The organism is Paenisporosarcina sp. P4_D4 (genome assembly GCF_056401835.1).
Window position 1 is genome coordinate 21783 of sequence record NZ_JBFUIO010000013.1, and the last position, 13987, is coordinate 35769.

Below are 13987 nucleotides of genomic sequence, written 5' to 3' on the forward strand. Positions count from 1 at the left end.
TAGCCTTTTTATCTAGAGATTGGTTACGACAATTTGTATAATCAACGCTATCGTTACAATGCGTAATAAAGGTTTCACATATTCTTTTTTCAATTTACGAGCTAGATGCACCCCGATTTGCGCACCACTTACCGAGCCCAACAATAGTGCAATGGTTACCGCCCACATAATTTTCCCCGTCGCTATGTACGTTAATGCCGCACCGAAACAACTTGAAAAAATCGCAATACGGGCTAGTCCAACAGCCCGAATATAAGAAATGCCTAGATGAGATAGCACGTACATCATCAATGTGCCAGATCCCGGTCCAAACACCCCATCGTATAGACCGATGCCAAATAGACCGACCCCACTTTTCTTACTAACGACAAGCGGACGATTTCCTTCAAAATCACTCGATCCCATAAATGAAGTAAGCAATGCGAAACTCAGGAGGACAACGGCGATTATTGTCAACGTGCTTTCTGTTAGAAAGGACGCGATTAATCCTCCTGATATTCCCCCACCAAGACATAGCGGAACGATGATCAACGCTTCTTTGACGGTAACTTCTTTATACTTATAGATTACGATGAAACTAGATAAGGAGCTGACTGTATTCGAGACCTTGTTTGCGCCAATGGCTGAGTGTACCGGTATTCCCATTATTAACATGGCCGGTAAACTAATTAAGCCACCGCCTCCAGCCAAAGTACCCAGCACATTCGCAATCAAACCTATTAAAAATAACCAAATGTAATCCATGAGCTACCTCTTTATCAAGTTAGTATGTTTATGCGAGTTGGAGAAGGGTATTTTCATATAGTAATGAACTAGAAATTGTAAATAACAACAAAAAAGTTGCTCTCATTACTCGAGGGCAACTATTTTTATTTTAATAATGAATGAAATGTCTTCAAGAGCAATACTTGAAAACCATGTATCAACTAAACGAGAGCACCCAAAAATCTAAAATTTTCTTTTAATCTAATGCTCTTTTTAATCGTAAAGAAGTGTGAGAACTTGTCAATTCGGAATCATTTGCAGGCTCTTCTTTAACGAAAATGAATCCTTTTGCTTTATAAAATGGGATTCCTTTGTCATTTTTCTTTTCCACCGAAACCCACTGTTCCGTGGCATTATACTCTTCTTGTTGTAGTCGGGTATAAGCTTCCAGTAATTGTGATCCAATTTTCTTGTTCCGCTTCTCTGGATGCAAATAAAGAACGTAAATTTCTGCTATTTTGGAGTTGGTCATGCCCCCACCGATTGCCCCAACAATTTCCCCTTCAACCTCAGCCACATAGTAACCATTCCATTTTTTCGACAAATCACTGATTTCCTTCAAGATTCGTTTAGGAGTATAGTATCTATCAATGATATGTTCAATCTCTTGCTTCGTATATATATCCCCATATGTAAACCATTGACCTTTCGTACAGACCTTGGTAATTCCATCCTCATCCCCGGGCCTTGCTCGGCGTATGATTGTATCTGGTACATATAGATGCAGCGCATATTGCTGACCTTTTGAACCTATGTAACGACGTCCCTCATCTTTGAAACCAGCCTTTAAATAAACATGTCTAGCAGCTTCGTTGCGTTCATTGACCCCAAGTACCACTTCGTCGAATTGCGGAAAATGCCGATGAATAAAAGTTGGAAGAGCATGTATCGTTTTCACTGCAATTCCTTGACCTTGGGATTCCGGATGAATGGAAAATCCCCTTAATAAAATAGAATTCGGGTTGTCAGTATAAAAGAAACGGTCATTTCCGGTATCCAGGACAAAGAACCCAACGATATGATTCCCTTCCAAGATGGTGACGGGAGTTCTGGAATAATTGTCGTTTTTCAGCAGCTCTAATGGATGTGCCGTAAACTCAAGCTGGTCGGGAGGTAACGGGTAAAATTGGAATGCTTGTTGATGATCTGGATTATAAGGTACAAGCGTAATGCTTTGTGGCATGATGAAAATCTCTCCTTCTTAAGTTGTCGATCGAGTTATTTTATTGAACTCGATTTTAACGTAACCACGACTATTTCAGGCAAGTTAAACAGGCGTATCGGAATGACGCTATTTCCAAGTCCTCGACTGACAATCAATTTAGATGACCCACCTTCATGAATGCCTGCTGTATATTTTGGAAAGTAACCTTGACCAGGTGCAACAAGGCCACCAACGAATGGGATACGGAACTGACCGCCATGTGCATGTCCGGAAAACGTTATATCCATTCCTGCATCTATATAAGATTGAAAATCTTCTGGGCGATGGGCAAGGAGAATTGAAAAAGCGTCATTCGGAACATTGGAAGAATCAATCATTTGTGAAGCTGTCGCACCATTTAATGGGTCTTCTATCCCTGTTAAGGATATCGACATTCCGTCACGTGTTATGTTCACGGTTTCATTGGATAACACGTGCACGCCACGAGTGGTGAGTTCCTCTTTTATATGTTCCACATCATTCGTTGCCACTTCATGATTTCCTGTCACGTAGTACACGTTTGTTAATTCCACAATTTCCTCGATGAGCGCAAGACTGTTGGGTAAATCATAGCGATTGCTATCAATCAAATCCCCAGTAATGACAATCATATTTGGCCTTGCCTGTTTAATTTTATTCACTAACCGCTGTTGATTTTCACCAAAAGTAGCATCATGTAAATCTGAAATTTGCACAATCCGATATCCATCAAAAGATGAAGGAATCTCAGAAGATTCTACGGTATGATTCGTAACGCTGAGCCAGTTGTTATTCACATATAAGAAGCCAATCAGACAAGCGACGGCAATGATACCTTTCAATAGTTTTCGAAACATGTAAAACTCCTTTTAATAAGCAAGACCCACTCGAACGTTTATAAACTGAGGATCCAGCAATTCTTTGTAAGCGAACTCAGCAGTGTCCCCTACAGATATTTCAACGCCATCTTCAGGTAAAAAGTTCCGTTTGGTTCTCCACTGACCCGTCGCCTTTCCATCCGGTAAATAGGTTGGGCAGACAACTGTCCATTCCAGATTCGTTGCAGCAAGCTGTTCATAAGCCTTTGCATGCTCTTCTGCCGCAAAGGTTAAGCGACGTTTTGATTCAGTTGACTGAAAGCGGTACGCTTCAGGGTTGGTACGACTTTGCAAAATCCCTGCCGTGCCGATTGTGACGATGCGTTTTATTTCTTCTTTTTGCATGGCTTCAATAATAAGCGGGATCGCATCTGTCAGTGTTGTAGTTTTATCAGTACCAATTGCACTGAACACGGCATCCGCCCCTTTTATCGCTTCACTCACCAATTGTTGTTCTCGGATATCGCCTTCTAGAATCGTTAAATTTTCATGAGGCGTTAGTTTGGATGGTGTGCGTACAAGGACCCTCACAAGATGACCGTCTTCGAGAGCACGTTGTAAGATTTCATTTCCTACACGACCTGTCGCACCAAATATCGTAATGTTCATGGAGATTCCCCCAACTATCGTTTTCTTTTAGCATAAAGGAATGCGAATGGTCTGGCTAATGATTCAACCAAGGTAGTCTCTAACACTGTATACGGAAGCCCAGCGTTTTATAACGTGGTACAACTCAGGCTTTTTCCGAAGGTCTAAATTTTCGTAATCCAGGTCTTAATCAAACGGCATGGCAGAATCACTACTTTTCTACCTGATACCCGTTATTTAGGCGCTACAATCTCTAATTTTATCCGGTCCGGATCTTCAAAAAATACAGCGTACGTATGATTGCCTCCTGCAAAGGGATGACGATCTTTATATAGAATGTTTACGCCACGGTTTATCAATTCTTCCGTCAGAGCATCAACTTGCGCACGGGACTCCCCATGAAATGCGAGGTGGTTTAAGCCTGTACAACCTCGGTGGAATGACGCATCCGCATGCTTCTCCTCTGTTTGTACAAAAACTAGATATGTATGATTGACCTTATAACTAAATCCTTTATCCCATTGTTGATAGAGTTCATAGCCTAGCATCGGCAATAGAAAGTCATAAAAGGCGCGGGATTGCTGTAAATTGGAGACATTCATTTCTACGTGATGTAACATGCTTATCCTCCTTTTTCGAGGGCGTATTCGTTCGATTAACAAAAGCTATAACGCCTCGTTCATTTCTTCTGACCATTGAATCCACCATTGATGAGGCAATTCTACTTTAGTGAGGTCCAAGTCCTGCAATATCTTAGACGAATAAGTATGAATTAAAAACAAATCCCATTGGGCTTCAATGTCTGTCGCAACCCACGCAGCGAGGGTTTCAAATTCATTCAACTCTTCTCGTTCGTCATCATCAAAAAACATAGTTAAGTTATCACACCACTTACTAAAATCAAATTGTGAAAAACTGTTTTCTTTATTACATACCTTATTTAGTAAGTCCTTTAAATTTGCAGGTGTATAAGCCAAAGTGATGCTCGTTTCATTCCAATTCCAATTCACTTCTTCACCCCCTGATTTTGAATTCATCCTTTATTATCAAACTTTCGAGTCTTTCCTAAAGAATACCACAGCAGGATTTCCACTCGTTCTGTCGAATTGAAAAAGGAGGGATTGGAGGAATTACATATGAAAAATTTATCGATTGAGTCCATTGGTCAAATTGCTGTCAATGTAAAAGACGTGTCTCGAGCTGTCGCTTTTTACAGAGATGTAATCGGCTTGCCGTTACTGTTCGAAACAGATGGACTGGCGTTTTTCCAATGTGGAGAAACACGTTTGTTATTGAGTTTGCCGGAGAAGAAAGAGTTTGACCACCCAAGCTCCGTGCTGTACTTCAAAGTGAAAGAATTGAATTCAACAGTGAGCACCATGAAAGAAGCGGGAGCAGATTTTATTGATGAACCCCACATGGTTGGAAAAATGGGCGATATTGAAATCTGGATGGCTTTCTTCAAAGATGGCGAAGGCAATACACATGCTGTTATGAGTGAAATTTAAGCAACGAACCCTTCCAAAGCTTCAGCGTGGAAGGGTTTTTCTTTTCAAGAGGAGGCGTAGCCTTCTCCCATTTAAGGTTTTGTCCATTCAATATGAGTTTTCGTCCAATCGGAGCAGGTTTAATGAGATGTCCATTGTATAATTGCTCTAACAATTGAGAACAAAAAACTCAATCACGCTTCAATTTTCATCAGATCCAACGGCGTGACAATACCGACCAGCCCATCTTTGTCCGTAATCAGCAATGCTTCGAGTCTTTTTCCTTTTGCCATTGCCTCTTTAAAAAGTTCTTCCGCTTCAAAAATCGACATCTCTCGTGAGACGAAAAGATGATTTTCTTTMTTTTTTTCATGTTGAAGAGTGGATTCGATAGTCATTTCCCAGGAAATATCCTCTTTTTCGACATGGTTTGCAAGCCAGAAGGTAATTCCCACCGCAGTTAATAGGCCTACAAAAACATTACCTTCATATATGGGTATTTGGGTAAATTGTTTATCTCTTATCATGACTAAGGCATCAAGTAACGTGTCTTTCGCTTGGAGTGTGCTTACTTTTCGTGCAAACATTTCCCCTACGGTAACTGGTTTTGCCAGTGCTTCATCAATTGCTTCAAGAGCTTGTACAATTTCATCATGGGGTTCAGCAATGGCATACTCTGTTGAGGTTTGATGATGGACGATGGCATTTCGCAGTGTGGCATATTCTTTTAAATCCTCTTCAAATCTTCGGACAACGGCATTCTTCCGTTTCGAAAGCTCAACTAATTTATAAAATGACAGATGATCATTGGTGCCAATAATGTCTTTCATCGATTGTTCAATGCGATGAAAAGCCGTCAAAAAGCGATTGGAATTTCGAATTGATTGCTCAGCCTTTTGTGTTTTATCCATTTTTCATTCCTCCCGTTCGCAACTCTTTCTACATAGTTTGCTTATTTTCCTGTCGTTCTATTACAATTACTGTAAGAAGAGGTGTTGAAATTGGAAAACCTATTAAATTGTCCTTATTGCAATCCGCAAAAGGATTCTGAACAGCGTATTGTGTTTGAAAATGAATATTGCCAGTACTTACAACATCCCAAACACCAAACCATTTTAGAAGGCAGTGGACTAATCGTTCCAAAAATCCATCGACAAACGGTTTTTGATTTAACACAGGAAGAATGGAACGCTACATATGAATTGATGCAACAAGTGAAGTCCTATGCGGACGAGAACTACTCACCAGACGGATACACACTAGGCTGGAATGTTGGAGACGCTTCAAACCAATCTATTCCGCATGCGCATTTTCATATTTTGCCTCGTTTTGCAGACGAACCTTATGCTGGAAAAGGCATTCGTGCATGGTTCAAATCGGAAGAAAATCGCAGACCCGGAAAATAACATGTATATCGAAATTTTCTCGAATGGTCAGGTTGGAAATTAATAAATGGTCAAAATCCCCTTCGAGTCAGAAACCACTTCACACTCGACAAAAACCGTTACACGACTGATAAAATACAAAACCCATTTTATTAAAATACATATTTCACTCCTGTATGAGCAACCTAAGCTGAAAACAAAAATCAGGTGAAACAGGAGGTAAAAGTTTGTATATGAAATCTATATTATTAGTCGTTCTGGCTATGTTTATGCTTGCTGGTTGTGGAACGGATAAAGGTACTTCCATCGGTACTCAACAGGGGCCAAGTGATCAAGATAAAGACTTCGTACCTGGAGAGAATAAAACAGATGGTGAAGAACCAACGATGGACAAATCAGATATACCAGATGCTGATGGTGCAGCTGACAATAACGACCAAAAATAAGCCTACAAAAAAATCCCTCTCCATTTTAATTTGGAGAGGGATAACTTTTACACTTTTGTTTTTGATGCGTTGCGTTTTGACATCCATACACCAAATATCATCAAAGCGATAATAGCAACAATCGTGATCACCATGCTCCACCAGAAATCGCCTGAGTCTGGTGAACCTGTCAACCACTGCGTTGCATAAATAGACAGCTTCCAAGGCGATATGGTCCAGTACGCTCCAAGTAAAGAGTCTACAATCTGAACAAGTAAGACCAGCAATAATGATACACCTGCAGCGCCACCTGTAGGTAACCACGCACTCATAGCCAAAACGATTGTCACGACAAATAAAATCCATACACTATAAGTGCCTGCAAAAGCTAAGAAATCAGCTGCTTCGATTTTGCCGAATAACAACCCTGTGTAATACCAGCTCGTCAACAATCCTAGCCATACGCTCACTAGCGCAATGAAGCCTACAACTTTCCATTTGCTCAAAAAGTAATTTATATAAGAAATCGGTCGTACGTAAATAAGCGTTCCTGTTCCATTTTTACGCTCGCGGGAAATGGTACCCATGAATGCCAATACTAATACGAGCATGCCGATGAATTGGTATTGCCCCATTGTCGCCATGATGACTTGAGCGGGCGTGAAATCCGGCATTGGGAAGACGGAGCCTTCAGGCATATTCCCTACCGCGTCAAGTATTTGCGGCAAATAGTAACTTGTCAGCGGCTCGGACAATCCGAAGAAAATAAAGACTAGAGGTACCCATAAAAATTTATAGTTGCGTGTATTTTCACGCCACTCTTTTTGAAAAAGTACGATTAATTCCCTCATGCCTGCCCCGCCACCTTCATAAAGATTTCTTCTAAGTTCGCTGTTTGTCGCTCCGCTTTCTGGACATCCAGTCCACTTTCCGCCAACGACTTCAACACTTCCGCCATTGTCGGCAAACCTTGAGTTATGTGAATGGTACCGCAAGTGCCTTCTACTTGTACTTTCCATGGAGCACTTTCTGAATAAATGAGGGCATCTTCTGCTCGGCCAAATTCCAAGCGGTATCTTGGTTGATCATATTTTGCACGCACATCGCCAATCGAACCTTGTTCGACCAATTGTCCTTTTCGTAAAAACAACAATTGATCCGTCATTTCTTCCGCATCATTTAAAATGTGTGTCGAGTACAAAATGGTCATGTCTTGTTGCAAGCTTTTCAATAGATTCATAATCTCGCGTCTTCCAACGGGATCCAGCGCAGATACGGGTTCATCCAATAATAAGAGCTTTGGTTTATGAACAATGGCCTGTGCTAATCCAAGACGTTGTTTCATTCCGCCAGAGAAAGTGCCCGTTTTTTTCCGTAGTGCGTCTCCAAGTCCTACGAACTCCAGTGTTTTTTGTGCTTCAAGCTTGGCAGACCGTGAGTCCATCCCACTTAATTTCGCCGCCATTTCAGTAAATTCCAGTGCTGTCAGCCACGAAAAGAATTGTGGATATTGAGGCAGGAAACCAATATGTTTTCTTACGTCCGCATGTTTTTCCCCATTCAGTGAAATGGTACCGGATGTTGGTTGTAATAACCCACCAAGCATGGATAAAGTCGTCGTTTTACCGGCTCCATTTGGTCCGATTAATGCCGTAGATGTGCCTTCTCCCAGCGCAAAAGTCACATCATTTACAGCTCGCTCTGAGCCGTATATTTTCATTAAATGGTTAGCTTCTAAGATTGTCGTCATGCTTGTTTTCTCCCTGCAATAAAGTATGTAATAGGTCCAAAAATACTAATGAAAATAATAACCAGTACCCAGACCCATTTAGGTCCGTTTGTTTGATGTATTTTTGCTAAATCGATGAGTGCAACTACCAGTAAAATAAATTGAATGATAAATATCGGTGTGATAATACCCCAAGGCACCCCTTGTAATTCCTCCATTTTCTCCCACTCCTCTTTATTGCAATGTTAAAACGAACACGATACTTCCTATTAGTAATAGTAAGGAAATCCAACTGGTTTTGTGACCGAAATTGATGGTCCAGCCAATCCCAAAACGTTTTTCCACCATTATGCTCGGATCGTTCTTATTCACATAAAACATTCCGAATTTCCAGTATCGATCGTCATCTTGATCGATTACCCCTTCTAGACTTTCATCCGGGTGTGATACGACTATTCTGGTGCCACTTTGCCCTACTTTAATAGCGTAAAATAGGACGGAACCTAAAATAATGACCAAGAAAGCGATGGTGGAAGCAAGTGTTACTGAAGTTGACATGGTTTCAGGAAAAATAATGGTCAGCTGTAAGTACCCCATCAACAACGTCATCGAAATGGTCACGACAAACAATAACCAACTTGTATATTTACGGAAAGCGAGTTGTTGTTCTCGGGAACGTTTTTTATTTTTTACCTGAATTTTTGCGCCTGATTGCTTCATGGCCCCATTGAAAAAAAGCAACATGCCTTGAAGCACGAGTGTCAGGAATGGCAACGAACTAACTGAAAGCCAACTTTTTTCAGTAAATGCATCCGCTTCCCCATTCGGACCCCAGTGCGTCGGAAGCTGGTCAGGTATCAAATCATATTGGGTTAATCCATAAACACTTAGACTGACGGTCAAAAGCATCGGCAAGATAAAATACATGTTGGGCAACAGTTTCAGTTGCTCACGAAACTGCAGGTCTACCACTTTCCGCTCAACTTGACCTGCTGTCCATTTTTCATCTTTCTTCCAGTTAGCTAATGCAATATGATTTTTTGCATATAACCCCATCGGCAGAACCAATGCACCTATTTGTGCAGCTAATCCCCAAAATACAATTTGTTGCTCCTGTGGACGGACGATTAACACCCCGCCAATGAATAGGACTAGAACAACCACACCACATAGCAAAACCAATTGTGTGTAGCGATTTTTCATCTTCATAAGACGCGGGTCTTTTAAGTGCGTATCCGGGATATACACGCCAAACGCTTCACTTTCCTTCAGAAACTTCGGTAAAAAGGCTTGAATGGCAATGTTGAACATTAATAGGACGATAAAAATGATTGCTGACATTACTTAACCTCCTTCAAATCCAAAATAATTTCTTTCACCAGTAACTCAATGTCCTCTTTAGACAACTGAAGACAAAGTGCTTCTGCTATGATTGGGCGTAATTCTTTACTCAGTCGTTGGCGATCGGAAGCTGATGCTTTCCGTACACCTTTTTCATGAATGAATACACCTTTCTTCGGTACAATCTGAATAAATTCCTTCTCTTCCAAGTAGTGATAAGCTTTATTTACCGTATGCATGTTCATGCCGAGATCAGCTGCAAATGAGCGTACAGATGGCAAGGAATCTCCAGGTTTCAAAGACCCCTTTGCTACCCCTTCAATAATTTGCTGAGCCAATTGCAAGTAAATCGGTACGGTCGATTCCGGTTCAATCTCAATAAACATATGCGACCTCCCTTTGTTCTATTCTTAGTAGAACAGTCTTGTTATATACAATATAGAACAGAATTTGCTGATTGGCAAGTATTGATATTCACTTTATTTACAATCCTTTTTTCATGCGTTACAATGAAGCCGTTCTTGAATATATAAAACTGCATACGAATTTGCACTAGGGGTGCTATAGTTTGGCTGAGATGAGAGCATTTGCTCCGATCCCTTAACACTCGATCCAGGTAATACTGGCGTGAGGAAGTGCGGTGACCTTTGCCCAACTTTTTTTCTTTTTGCGCAAACCAGCTGCATTCCAAGTCGAATGCAGCTTTTTTATGTTCAATAATAGGTGCCTGGCACTAAAAAAGGAGGAAAAAGAGATGTCGAATGAGTTTAGTTGTGGGATTAGTCCAATCGTTGGCTTACGGTTTTCGATTCACCCGATGGCGGACAATTTTATTGAAATTATTAAAGGGGCTTTGCGTGAAGCAGATACCTCAAATGTATGGATGCATACCGACGACGTCAGTACGGTGATGCGTGGGAAGCAAATGCATGTATTCGATACAGCGAGAGCCATCGTATTGTATGCAGCAAAAACGGGTGCCCATGTCGCCTTTAACGGAACCTTTTCGATTGGCTGCCCAGGGGATTCTGCAGGCGATGTTTATCTGGAAAAAGATGATGTTCTGTTAAACCATCCTCAAATTCGYGAAATCAAACAATATGTATCATCACAATTTGCTCTGTATCCGATGAATAACCCCGATTATATGTCGGTTATTTATCAGGAAGTGGCACGTGCAAAAGAATATGGGGTGTTCAATGATTCCATGCATTATGCAAGTGGACTTCATGGGGATATTCACGATGTATTTGCATTCCTTGAAGATTCTTTTACACACGCTCGATCGGAACAACATAAACATTTGGTCATGACTGTTAACATGAGCATCAACAGCCCTTCTCACAAAGGAGATGCGTAATATGTTGAAGTCCTGGAAACTGAAAGAAGTTGTGTTGCTATCCGTTTTTGCAGTTGTCTTTGCCGTCGTTTATTTGCTGTTTGTTCAAGTAGGAAACATTTGGGCTGGAGTGATTGGACCTATTGCATACGAGTGGATCTTTGGGATTTGGTTTATTGTGTCGATCATTTGTGCATACATCATCCGCAAACCGGGTGCCGCTCTTTTGTCTGAAACCATGGCAGCGACTATTGAAGTGATGATCGGTAATGCGGTGGGACCACGTTTGATTTTATCTGGACTAGTCCAGGGGCTTGGTGCAGAAGCTGCTTTTGCCGCGACAGGTTACAAACGCTATGACTGGTGGGTGCTTTGTTTAGCGGGGATTGGTTCTGCAGTCTTCAGTTTTGCCTATGGCTTCTTTGTATCTGGTTACGCAGCGCTTGACCCTTCACTGCTTCTCTTGATGTTCACACTTCGAGTGATGAGTGGTGCCATCATCGCTGGTTTAGGCGGAAAGTATGTATCCGATGGTTTACTGGCAACAGGGGCTCTCCGTGGATATTCGATTTCTCGCAATACATCAAAGAAACACAAGCTGAAGGGTGAGTCCATTGGGTAAAGCTTTCACGAATGAATCACCAAGTGGCATCTCACAAGTGATTGACTTCAGAGGAGTCACGTTTCAATTTCCAGAAGATGACTCGCCAGTTTTTACAAACATTTCATTTTCGATAGATGCTGGCGAACGTGTCGTCTTATATGGTCCGAGTGGCTGCGGGAAAAGTAGTTTACTGTATTTAATGAACCGTTTGTACCCTGCCAATTGTGACGGAGAGCTAAGTGGTTCGGTTGTCCTCTTTAATAAAGACACCAGTAGTTATGTCGCTGGGGAAATTAATCGGAGAATCGCTACCGTCTTCCAAGATCCGGATACACAATTTTGTATGCCTACAGTTGAACAAGAAATGGCTTTTACGTTAGAAAATCTGTACGTCAATCGGGCAGAAATGGAACAGCGAATCACATCAACACTTACCCTAACCGGTCTTTCTGAAATCCGGCATGCAATGATTCAAACGCTTTCCGGAGGAATGAAACAACGACTTGCAACCGCTTGTGCATTGTTAATAGAACCGCAAGTGCTGTTGCTCGACGAGCCGCTTGCTCATTTAGACCCTCTGACCGCACAACAATATGTGGAGTGGTTGGATGCATTGCAATTATCCAATGGATTCACGATCGTGGCGGTTGAACACCGTCTCGATTTGTGGGGTTCATTTTTCGACCGTGCCCTTCTCGTCACATCATCCGGGGATTTCCATGTCGAAAAGCATCCGACGAGATTTCCAATTCGTTTTCCTTCACGTACTTCGACTATTCAAGAAGGTATAACGTTGGAAGCGAGAAATGTCAGTGTGAACATTTATGAAAAACGTTTATTACATGACGTTTCCCTCCGTTTGCAAAAAGGTGAAATCGCCGTCCTTGCAGGTCCGAATGGCAGTGGAAAATCCACTTTCCTGAAAACCATATGTGGTATTTTGAAAAAATCGGCAGGGTACATCGAAAGTGGAAAAACGTTTCCAGGGTACGTTCCACAATCGCCAGAGCATTTATTTGTTACTCAACAAGTAGGACAGGAGATTTCCTTTTCAAATTACTCTACCAGCGATGAAATTGAGGATATTATGCAACGGTTACGACTAGCCGAAATTCACGATGCCCACCCTTTTGCAATCAGTCATGGACAAAAACGACGTGTGGCAATTGGAGCTCTGCTAGCAGATAAGCGACCGGTTCTATTATTAGATGAACCTACATCTGGACAGGATTCAGATGCTCTTATCGAATTGTTTCATTTACTCGATGCTCGTGCCAAAGAAGGGTTCAGCGTATTGATTGTGACACATGATATGGCGTTTGCTGAAGCCATCGCGGACACCGTTTTCTTATTAAATAACGGTGAATTAACGGGGCGTTATGAAATTGACCAATTGTGGCAGCAATCCGAATTATTAAAACGTCATCAATTACTTTCTCCGATAGGAGCGGGTTCATATGTCTAGTCGTACTTGGTTACATGAAATGAATCCTGCTTTGAAGTTTATGTTAGTCATTGTCTCTATGTTGACTTTGGCGTGGTTTTTCAATCCATGGACGCCTTTTCTATTATTTATCGGTGTTATTTTTGTTCAAATATCGTTCAGTCGAGTAAATTGGAAAGTTTGGATTTTATTCATGATTCCAATAGGCTTTACTGCTCTCGGATATTTATGGACGACAGTGCTCTTTGCGGCTGATACAAGTGGTGACGTCATTTGGGCATGGCATGGATTTGAAGTGACGGATAAACAGTGGCATACAGCGTTATCATTGGCGTTTCGTGTTTTCGCTTTATCCTCACTGTCTTTGTTGTTTGCATTAACAACAGATCCAGTTAAATTTGTGATGAGTTTAATGCAACAATTAAGACTGTCACCAAAACTTGCATACGGTGTGATGGTTGGATATCAGTTTTTGCCTGTCGTGAAGGATGAGTTCATTCAGATTCGACATGCACATCGATTGCGAGGAATTGGTCAGGAAAAACATGCTTGGCAACGCCTCTTAAGCATGAAAAGGCTATTGATTCCACTGCTTGCGAGCGCTGTTCGTCGAGCGGAACGGACGGCATTCGCCATGGAAGCAAGAGGCTTTACAGGTGAGCAGCGTTCCGTTTATTACGAACCAATCACCATCGCTGGCCGTGATTGGTTACTGGCTATCATTATGATTGGTATATTAATAGGCAGTAGTGTCACTGGCTTCCTTTTGAGCTGAACCAAAAAATCTCCCTTTGACAAACGTTGTCATGGGCGATTTTT

At 41.6% G+C, this 13987-nt stretch carries 19 protein-coding genes and 1 riboswitch; of the genes, 7 read left to right on the plus strand and 12 right to left on the minus strand.

Annotated elements, in window-relative coordinates:
* Positions 1-12: 12 nt before the first annotated feature.
* The 6 genes from AC1DSL_RS05700 to AC1DSL_RS05725 form a co-directional block, all read right to left on the minus strand.
* Complete coding sequence (locus AC1DSL_RS05700) at positions 13-744, minus strand: sulfite exporter TauE/SafE family protein (protein ID WP_477531495.1); 732 nt, start codon at positions 742-744, stop codon at positions 13-15.
* 217 nt (positions 745-961) lie between these two features.
* Complete coding sequence (locus AC1DSL_RS05705; RefSeq protein ID WP_016429800.1) at positions 962-1948, minus strand: GNAT family N-acetyltransferase; 987 nt, start codon at positions 1946-1948, stop codon at positions 962-964.
* A gap of 35 nt (positions 1949-1983) precedes the next feature.
* Positions 1984-2805, minus strand: a complete 822-nt coding sequence (locus tag AC1DSL_RS05710; protein WP_016429799.1) for a metallophosphoesterase — start codon at positions 2803-2805, stop codon at positions 1984-1986.
* Positions 2806-2817: 12 nt separating this feature from the next.
* Positions 2818-3435 carry an NAD(P)-dependent oxidoreductase gene (locus AC1DSL_RS05715; RefSeq protein WP_477531496.1) on the minus strand — a complete coding sequence of 206 codons (618 nt, stop codon included), beginning with the start codon at positions 3433-3435 and terminating at the stop codon, positions 2818-2820.
* 212 nt (positions 3436-3647) lie between these two features.
* Positions 3648-4034, minus strand: a complete 387-nt coding sequence (locus AC1DSL_RS05720; RefSeq protein WP_477531497.1) for a VOC family protein — start codon at positions 4032-4034, stop codon at positions 3648-3650.
* Positions 4035-4079: 45 nt separating this feature from the next.
* Positions 4080-4424 carry a hypothetical protein gene (locus tag AC1DSL_RS05725; protein WP_477531498.1) on the minus strand — a complete coding sequence of 115 codons (345 nt, stop codon included), beginning with the start codon at positions 4422-4424 and terminating at the stop codon, positions 4080-4082.
* A gap of 126 nt (positions 4425-4550) precedes the next feature.
* Between AC1DSL_RS05725 and AC1DSL_RS05730 the strand changes: the two genes are divergently transcribed.
* A complete protein-coding gene (locus AC1DSL_RS05730) occupies positions 4551-4922 on the plus strand; it encodes a VOC family protein (protein ID WP_016429796.1) in 372 nt (123 codons plus the stop codon).
* Positions 4923-5095: 173 nt separating this feature from the next.
* On the opposite strand, the gene AC1DSL_RS05735 is transcribed toward AC1DSL_RS05730, so the two are convergent.
* On the minus strand, positions 5096-5812 hold the full coding sequence (locus AC1DSL_RS05735; RefSeq protein ID WP_477531499.1) for a CBS domain-containing protein: 717 nt from the start codon (positions 5810-5812) through the stop codon (positions 5096-5098).
* A gap of 90 nt (positions 5813-5902) precedes the next feature.
* On the opposite strand from AC1DSL_RS05735, the gene AC1DSL_RS05740 reads away from it, so the two are divergent.
* The gene (locus AC1DSL_RS05740; RefSeq protein ID WP_477531500.1) at positions 5903-6307 is read left to right on the plus strand and encodes an HIT family protein; all 405 of its coding nucleotides are present in this window, start codon (positions 5903-5905) and stop codon (positions 6305-6307) included.
* 212 nt (positions 6308-6519) lie between these two features.
* Entirely contained in the window at positions 6520-6732 is a 213-nt protein-coding gene (locus AC1DSL_RS05745; protein WP_477531519.1) for a hypothetical protein, read from the plus strand.
* Positions 6733-6779: 47 nt separating this feature from the next.
* Here AC1DSL_RS05745 and AC1DSL_RS05750 read toward each other — a convergent pair whose 3' ends face one another.
* From AC1DSL_RS05750 to AC1DSL_RS05770, 5 genes are read right to left on the minus strand one after another with little or no spacing between them, the layout of a single operon-like run.
* Positions 6780-7562: an ABC transporter permease gene (locus AC1DSL_RS05750; protein WP_477531501.1), complete on the minus strand. Its 783-nt coding sequence runs from the start codon at positions 7560-7562 to the stop codon at positions 6780-6782.
* Positions 7559-8461 carry an ABC transporter ATP-binding protein gene (locus AC1DSL_RS05755; RefSeq protein WP_477531502.1) on the minus strand — a complete coding sequence of 301 codons (903 nt, stop codon included), beginning with the start codon at positions 8459-8461 and terminating at the stop codon, positions 7559-7561. The genes AC1DSL_RS05750 and AC1DSL_RS05755 overlap by 4 nt, the downstream gene beginning before the upstream one ends.
* Positions 8458-8658: a PLD nuclease N-terminal domain-containing protein gene (locus tag AC1DSL_RS05760; RefSeq protein ID WP_016429790.1), complete on the minus strand. Its 201-nt coding sequence runs from the start codon at positions 8656-8658 to the stop codon at positions 8458-8460. The genes AC1DSL_RS05755 and AC1DSL_RS05760 overlap by 4 nt, the downstream gene beginning before the upstream one ends.
* Positions 8659-8674: 16 nt before the next feature.
* Positions 8675-9781 (minus strand): DUF1648 domain-containing protein, encoded by a 1107-nt coding sequence (locus AC1DSL_RS05765; protein ID WP_477531503.1) that lies wholly within the window; start codon positions 9779-9781, stop codon positions 8675-8677.
* Positions 9781-10167: a GntR family transcriptional regulator gene (locus AC1DSL_RS05770; protein WP_477531504.1), complete on the minus strand. Its 387-nt coding sequence runs from the start codon at positions 10165-10167 to the stop codon at positions 9781-9783. Before AC1DSL_RS05770 ends, AC1DSL_RS05765 begins: the two co-directional genes overlap by 1 nt.
* Before the next feature lie 158 nt (positions 10168-10325).
* Positions 10326-10432: riboswitch (TPP riboswitch) on the plus strand.
* Positions 10433-10535: 103 nt separating this feature from the next.
* Here AC1DSL_RS05770 and AC1DSL_RS05775 point away from each other — a divergent pair.
* Genes AC1DSL_RS05775 through AC1DSL_RS05790 form a run of 4 tightly spaced genes read left to right on the plus strand, consistent with a single transcriptional unit; the run spans position 10536 to position 13943 of the window.
* Complete coding sequence (locus AC1DSL_RS05775; protein WP_477531505.1) at positions 10536-11141, plus strand: YkoF family thiamine/hydroxymethylpyrimidine-binding protein; 606 nt, start codon at positions 10536-10538, stop codon at positions 11139-11141.
* Between the two features lies 1 nt (position 11142).
* Complete coding sequence (locus tag AC1DSL_RS05780; protein ID WP_016429786.1) at positions 11143-11742, plus strand: ECF transporter S component; 600 nt, start codon at positions 11143-11145, stop codon at positions 11740-11742.
* On the plus strand, positions 11726-13189 hold the full coding sequence (locus AC1DSL_RS05785; protein WP_477531506.1) for an ABC transporter ATP-binding protein: 1464 nt from the start codon (positions 11726-11728) through the stop codon (positions 13187-13189). The genes AC1DSL_RS05780 and AC1DSL_RS05785 overlap by 17 nt, the downstream gene beginning before the upstream one ends.
* The gene (locus tag AC1DSL_RS05790; protein ID WP_477531507.1) at positions 13182-13943 is read left to right on the plus strand and encodes an energy-coupling factor transporter transmembrane component T family protein; all 762 of its coding nucleotides are present in this window, start codon (positions 13182-13184) and stop codon (positions 13941-13943) included. The genes AC1DSL_RS05785 and AC1DSL_RS05790 overlap by 8 nt, the downstream gene beginning before the upstream one ends.
* The last annotated feature ends 44 nt before the right edge of the window (positions 13944-13987 follow it).

What these genes read in the sequence shown, in the direction of transcription:
- AC1DSL_RS05700 (WP_477531495.1), bottom strand. Translation starts at nt 744, where the DNA reads ATGGATTACATTTGGTTATTTTTAATAGGTTTGATTGCGAATGTGCTG.
- AC1DSL_RS05705 (WP_016429800.1), bottom strand. Translation starts at nt 1,948, where the DNA reads ATGCCACAAAGCATTACGCTTGTACCTTATAATCCAGATCATCAACAA.
- AC1DSL_RS05710 (WP_016429799.1), bottom strand. Translation starts at nt 2,805, where the DNA reads ATGTTTCGAAAACTATTGAAAGGTATCATTGCCGTCGCTTGTCTGATT.
- AC1DSL_RS05715 (WP_477531496.1), bottom strand. Translation starts at nt 3,435, where the DNA reads ATGAACATTACGATATTTGGTGCGACAGGTCGTGTAGGAAATGAAATC.
- AC1DSL_RS05720 (WP_477531497.1), bottom strand. Translation starts at nt 4,034, where the DNA reads ATGTTACATCACGTAGAAATGAATGTCTCCAATTTACAGCAATCCCGC.
- AC1DSL_RS05730 (WP_016429796.1), top strand. Translation starts at nt 4,551, where the DNA reads ATGAAAAATTTATCGATTGAGTCCATTGGTCAAATTGCTGTCAATGTA.
- AC1DSL_RS05745 (WP_477531519.1), top strand. Translation starts at nt 6,520, where the DNA reads ATGAAATCTATATTATTAGTCGTTCTGGCTATGTTTATGCTTGCTGGT.
- AC1DSL_RS05750 (WP_477531501.1), bottom strand. Translation starts at nt 7,562, where the DNA reads ATGAGGGAATTAATCGTACTTTTTCAAAAAGAGTGGCGTGAAAATACA.
- AC1DSL_RS05755 (WP_477531502.1), bottom strand. Translation starts at nt 8,461, where the DNA reads ATGACGACAATCTTAGAAGCTAACCATTTAATGAAAATATACGGCTCA.
- AC1DSL_RS05760 (WP_016429790.1), bottom strand. Translation starts at nt 8,658, where the DNA reads ATGGAGGAATTACAAGGGGTGCCTTGGGGTATTATCACACCGATATTT.
- AC1DSL_RS05765 (WP_477531503.1), bottom strand. Translation starts at nt 9,781, where the DNA reads ATGTCAGCAATCATTTTTATCGTCCTATTAATGTTCAACATTGCCATT.
- AC1DSL_RS05770 (WP_477531504.1), bottom strand. Translation starts at nt 10,167, where the DNA reads ATGTTTATTGAGATTGAACCGGAATCGACCGTACCGATTTACTTGCAA.
- AC1DSL_RS05780 (WP_016429786.1), top strand. Translation starts at nt 11,143, where the DNA reads ATGTTGAAGTCCTGGAAACTGAAAGAAGTTGTGTTGCTATCCGTTTTT.
- AC1DSL_RS05790 (WP_477531507.1), top strand. Translation starts at nt 13,182, where the DNA reads ATGTCTAGTCGTACTTGGTTACATGAAATGAATCCTGCTTTGAAGTTT.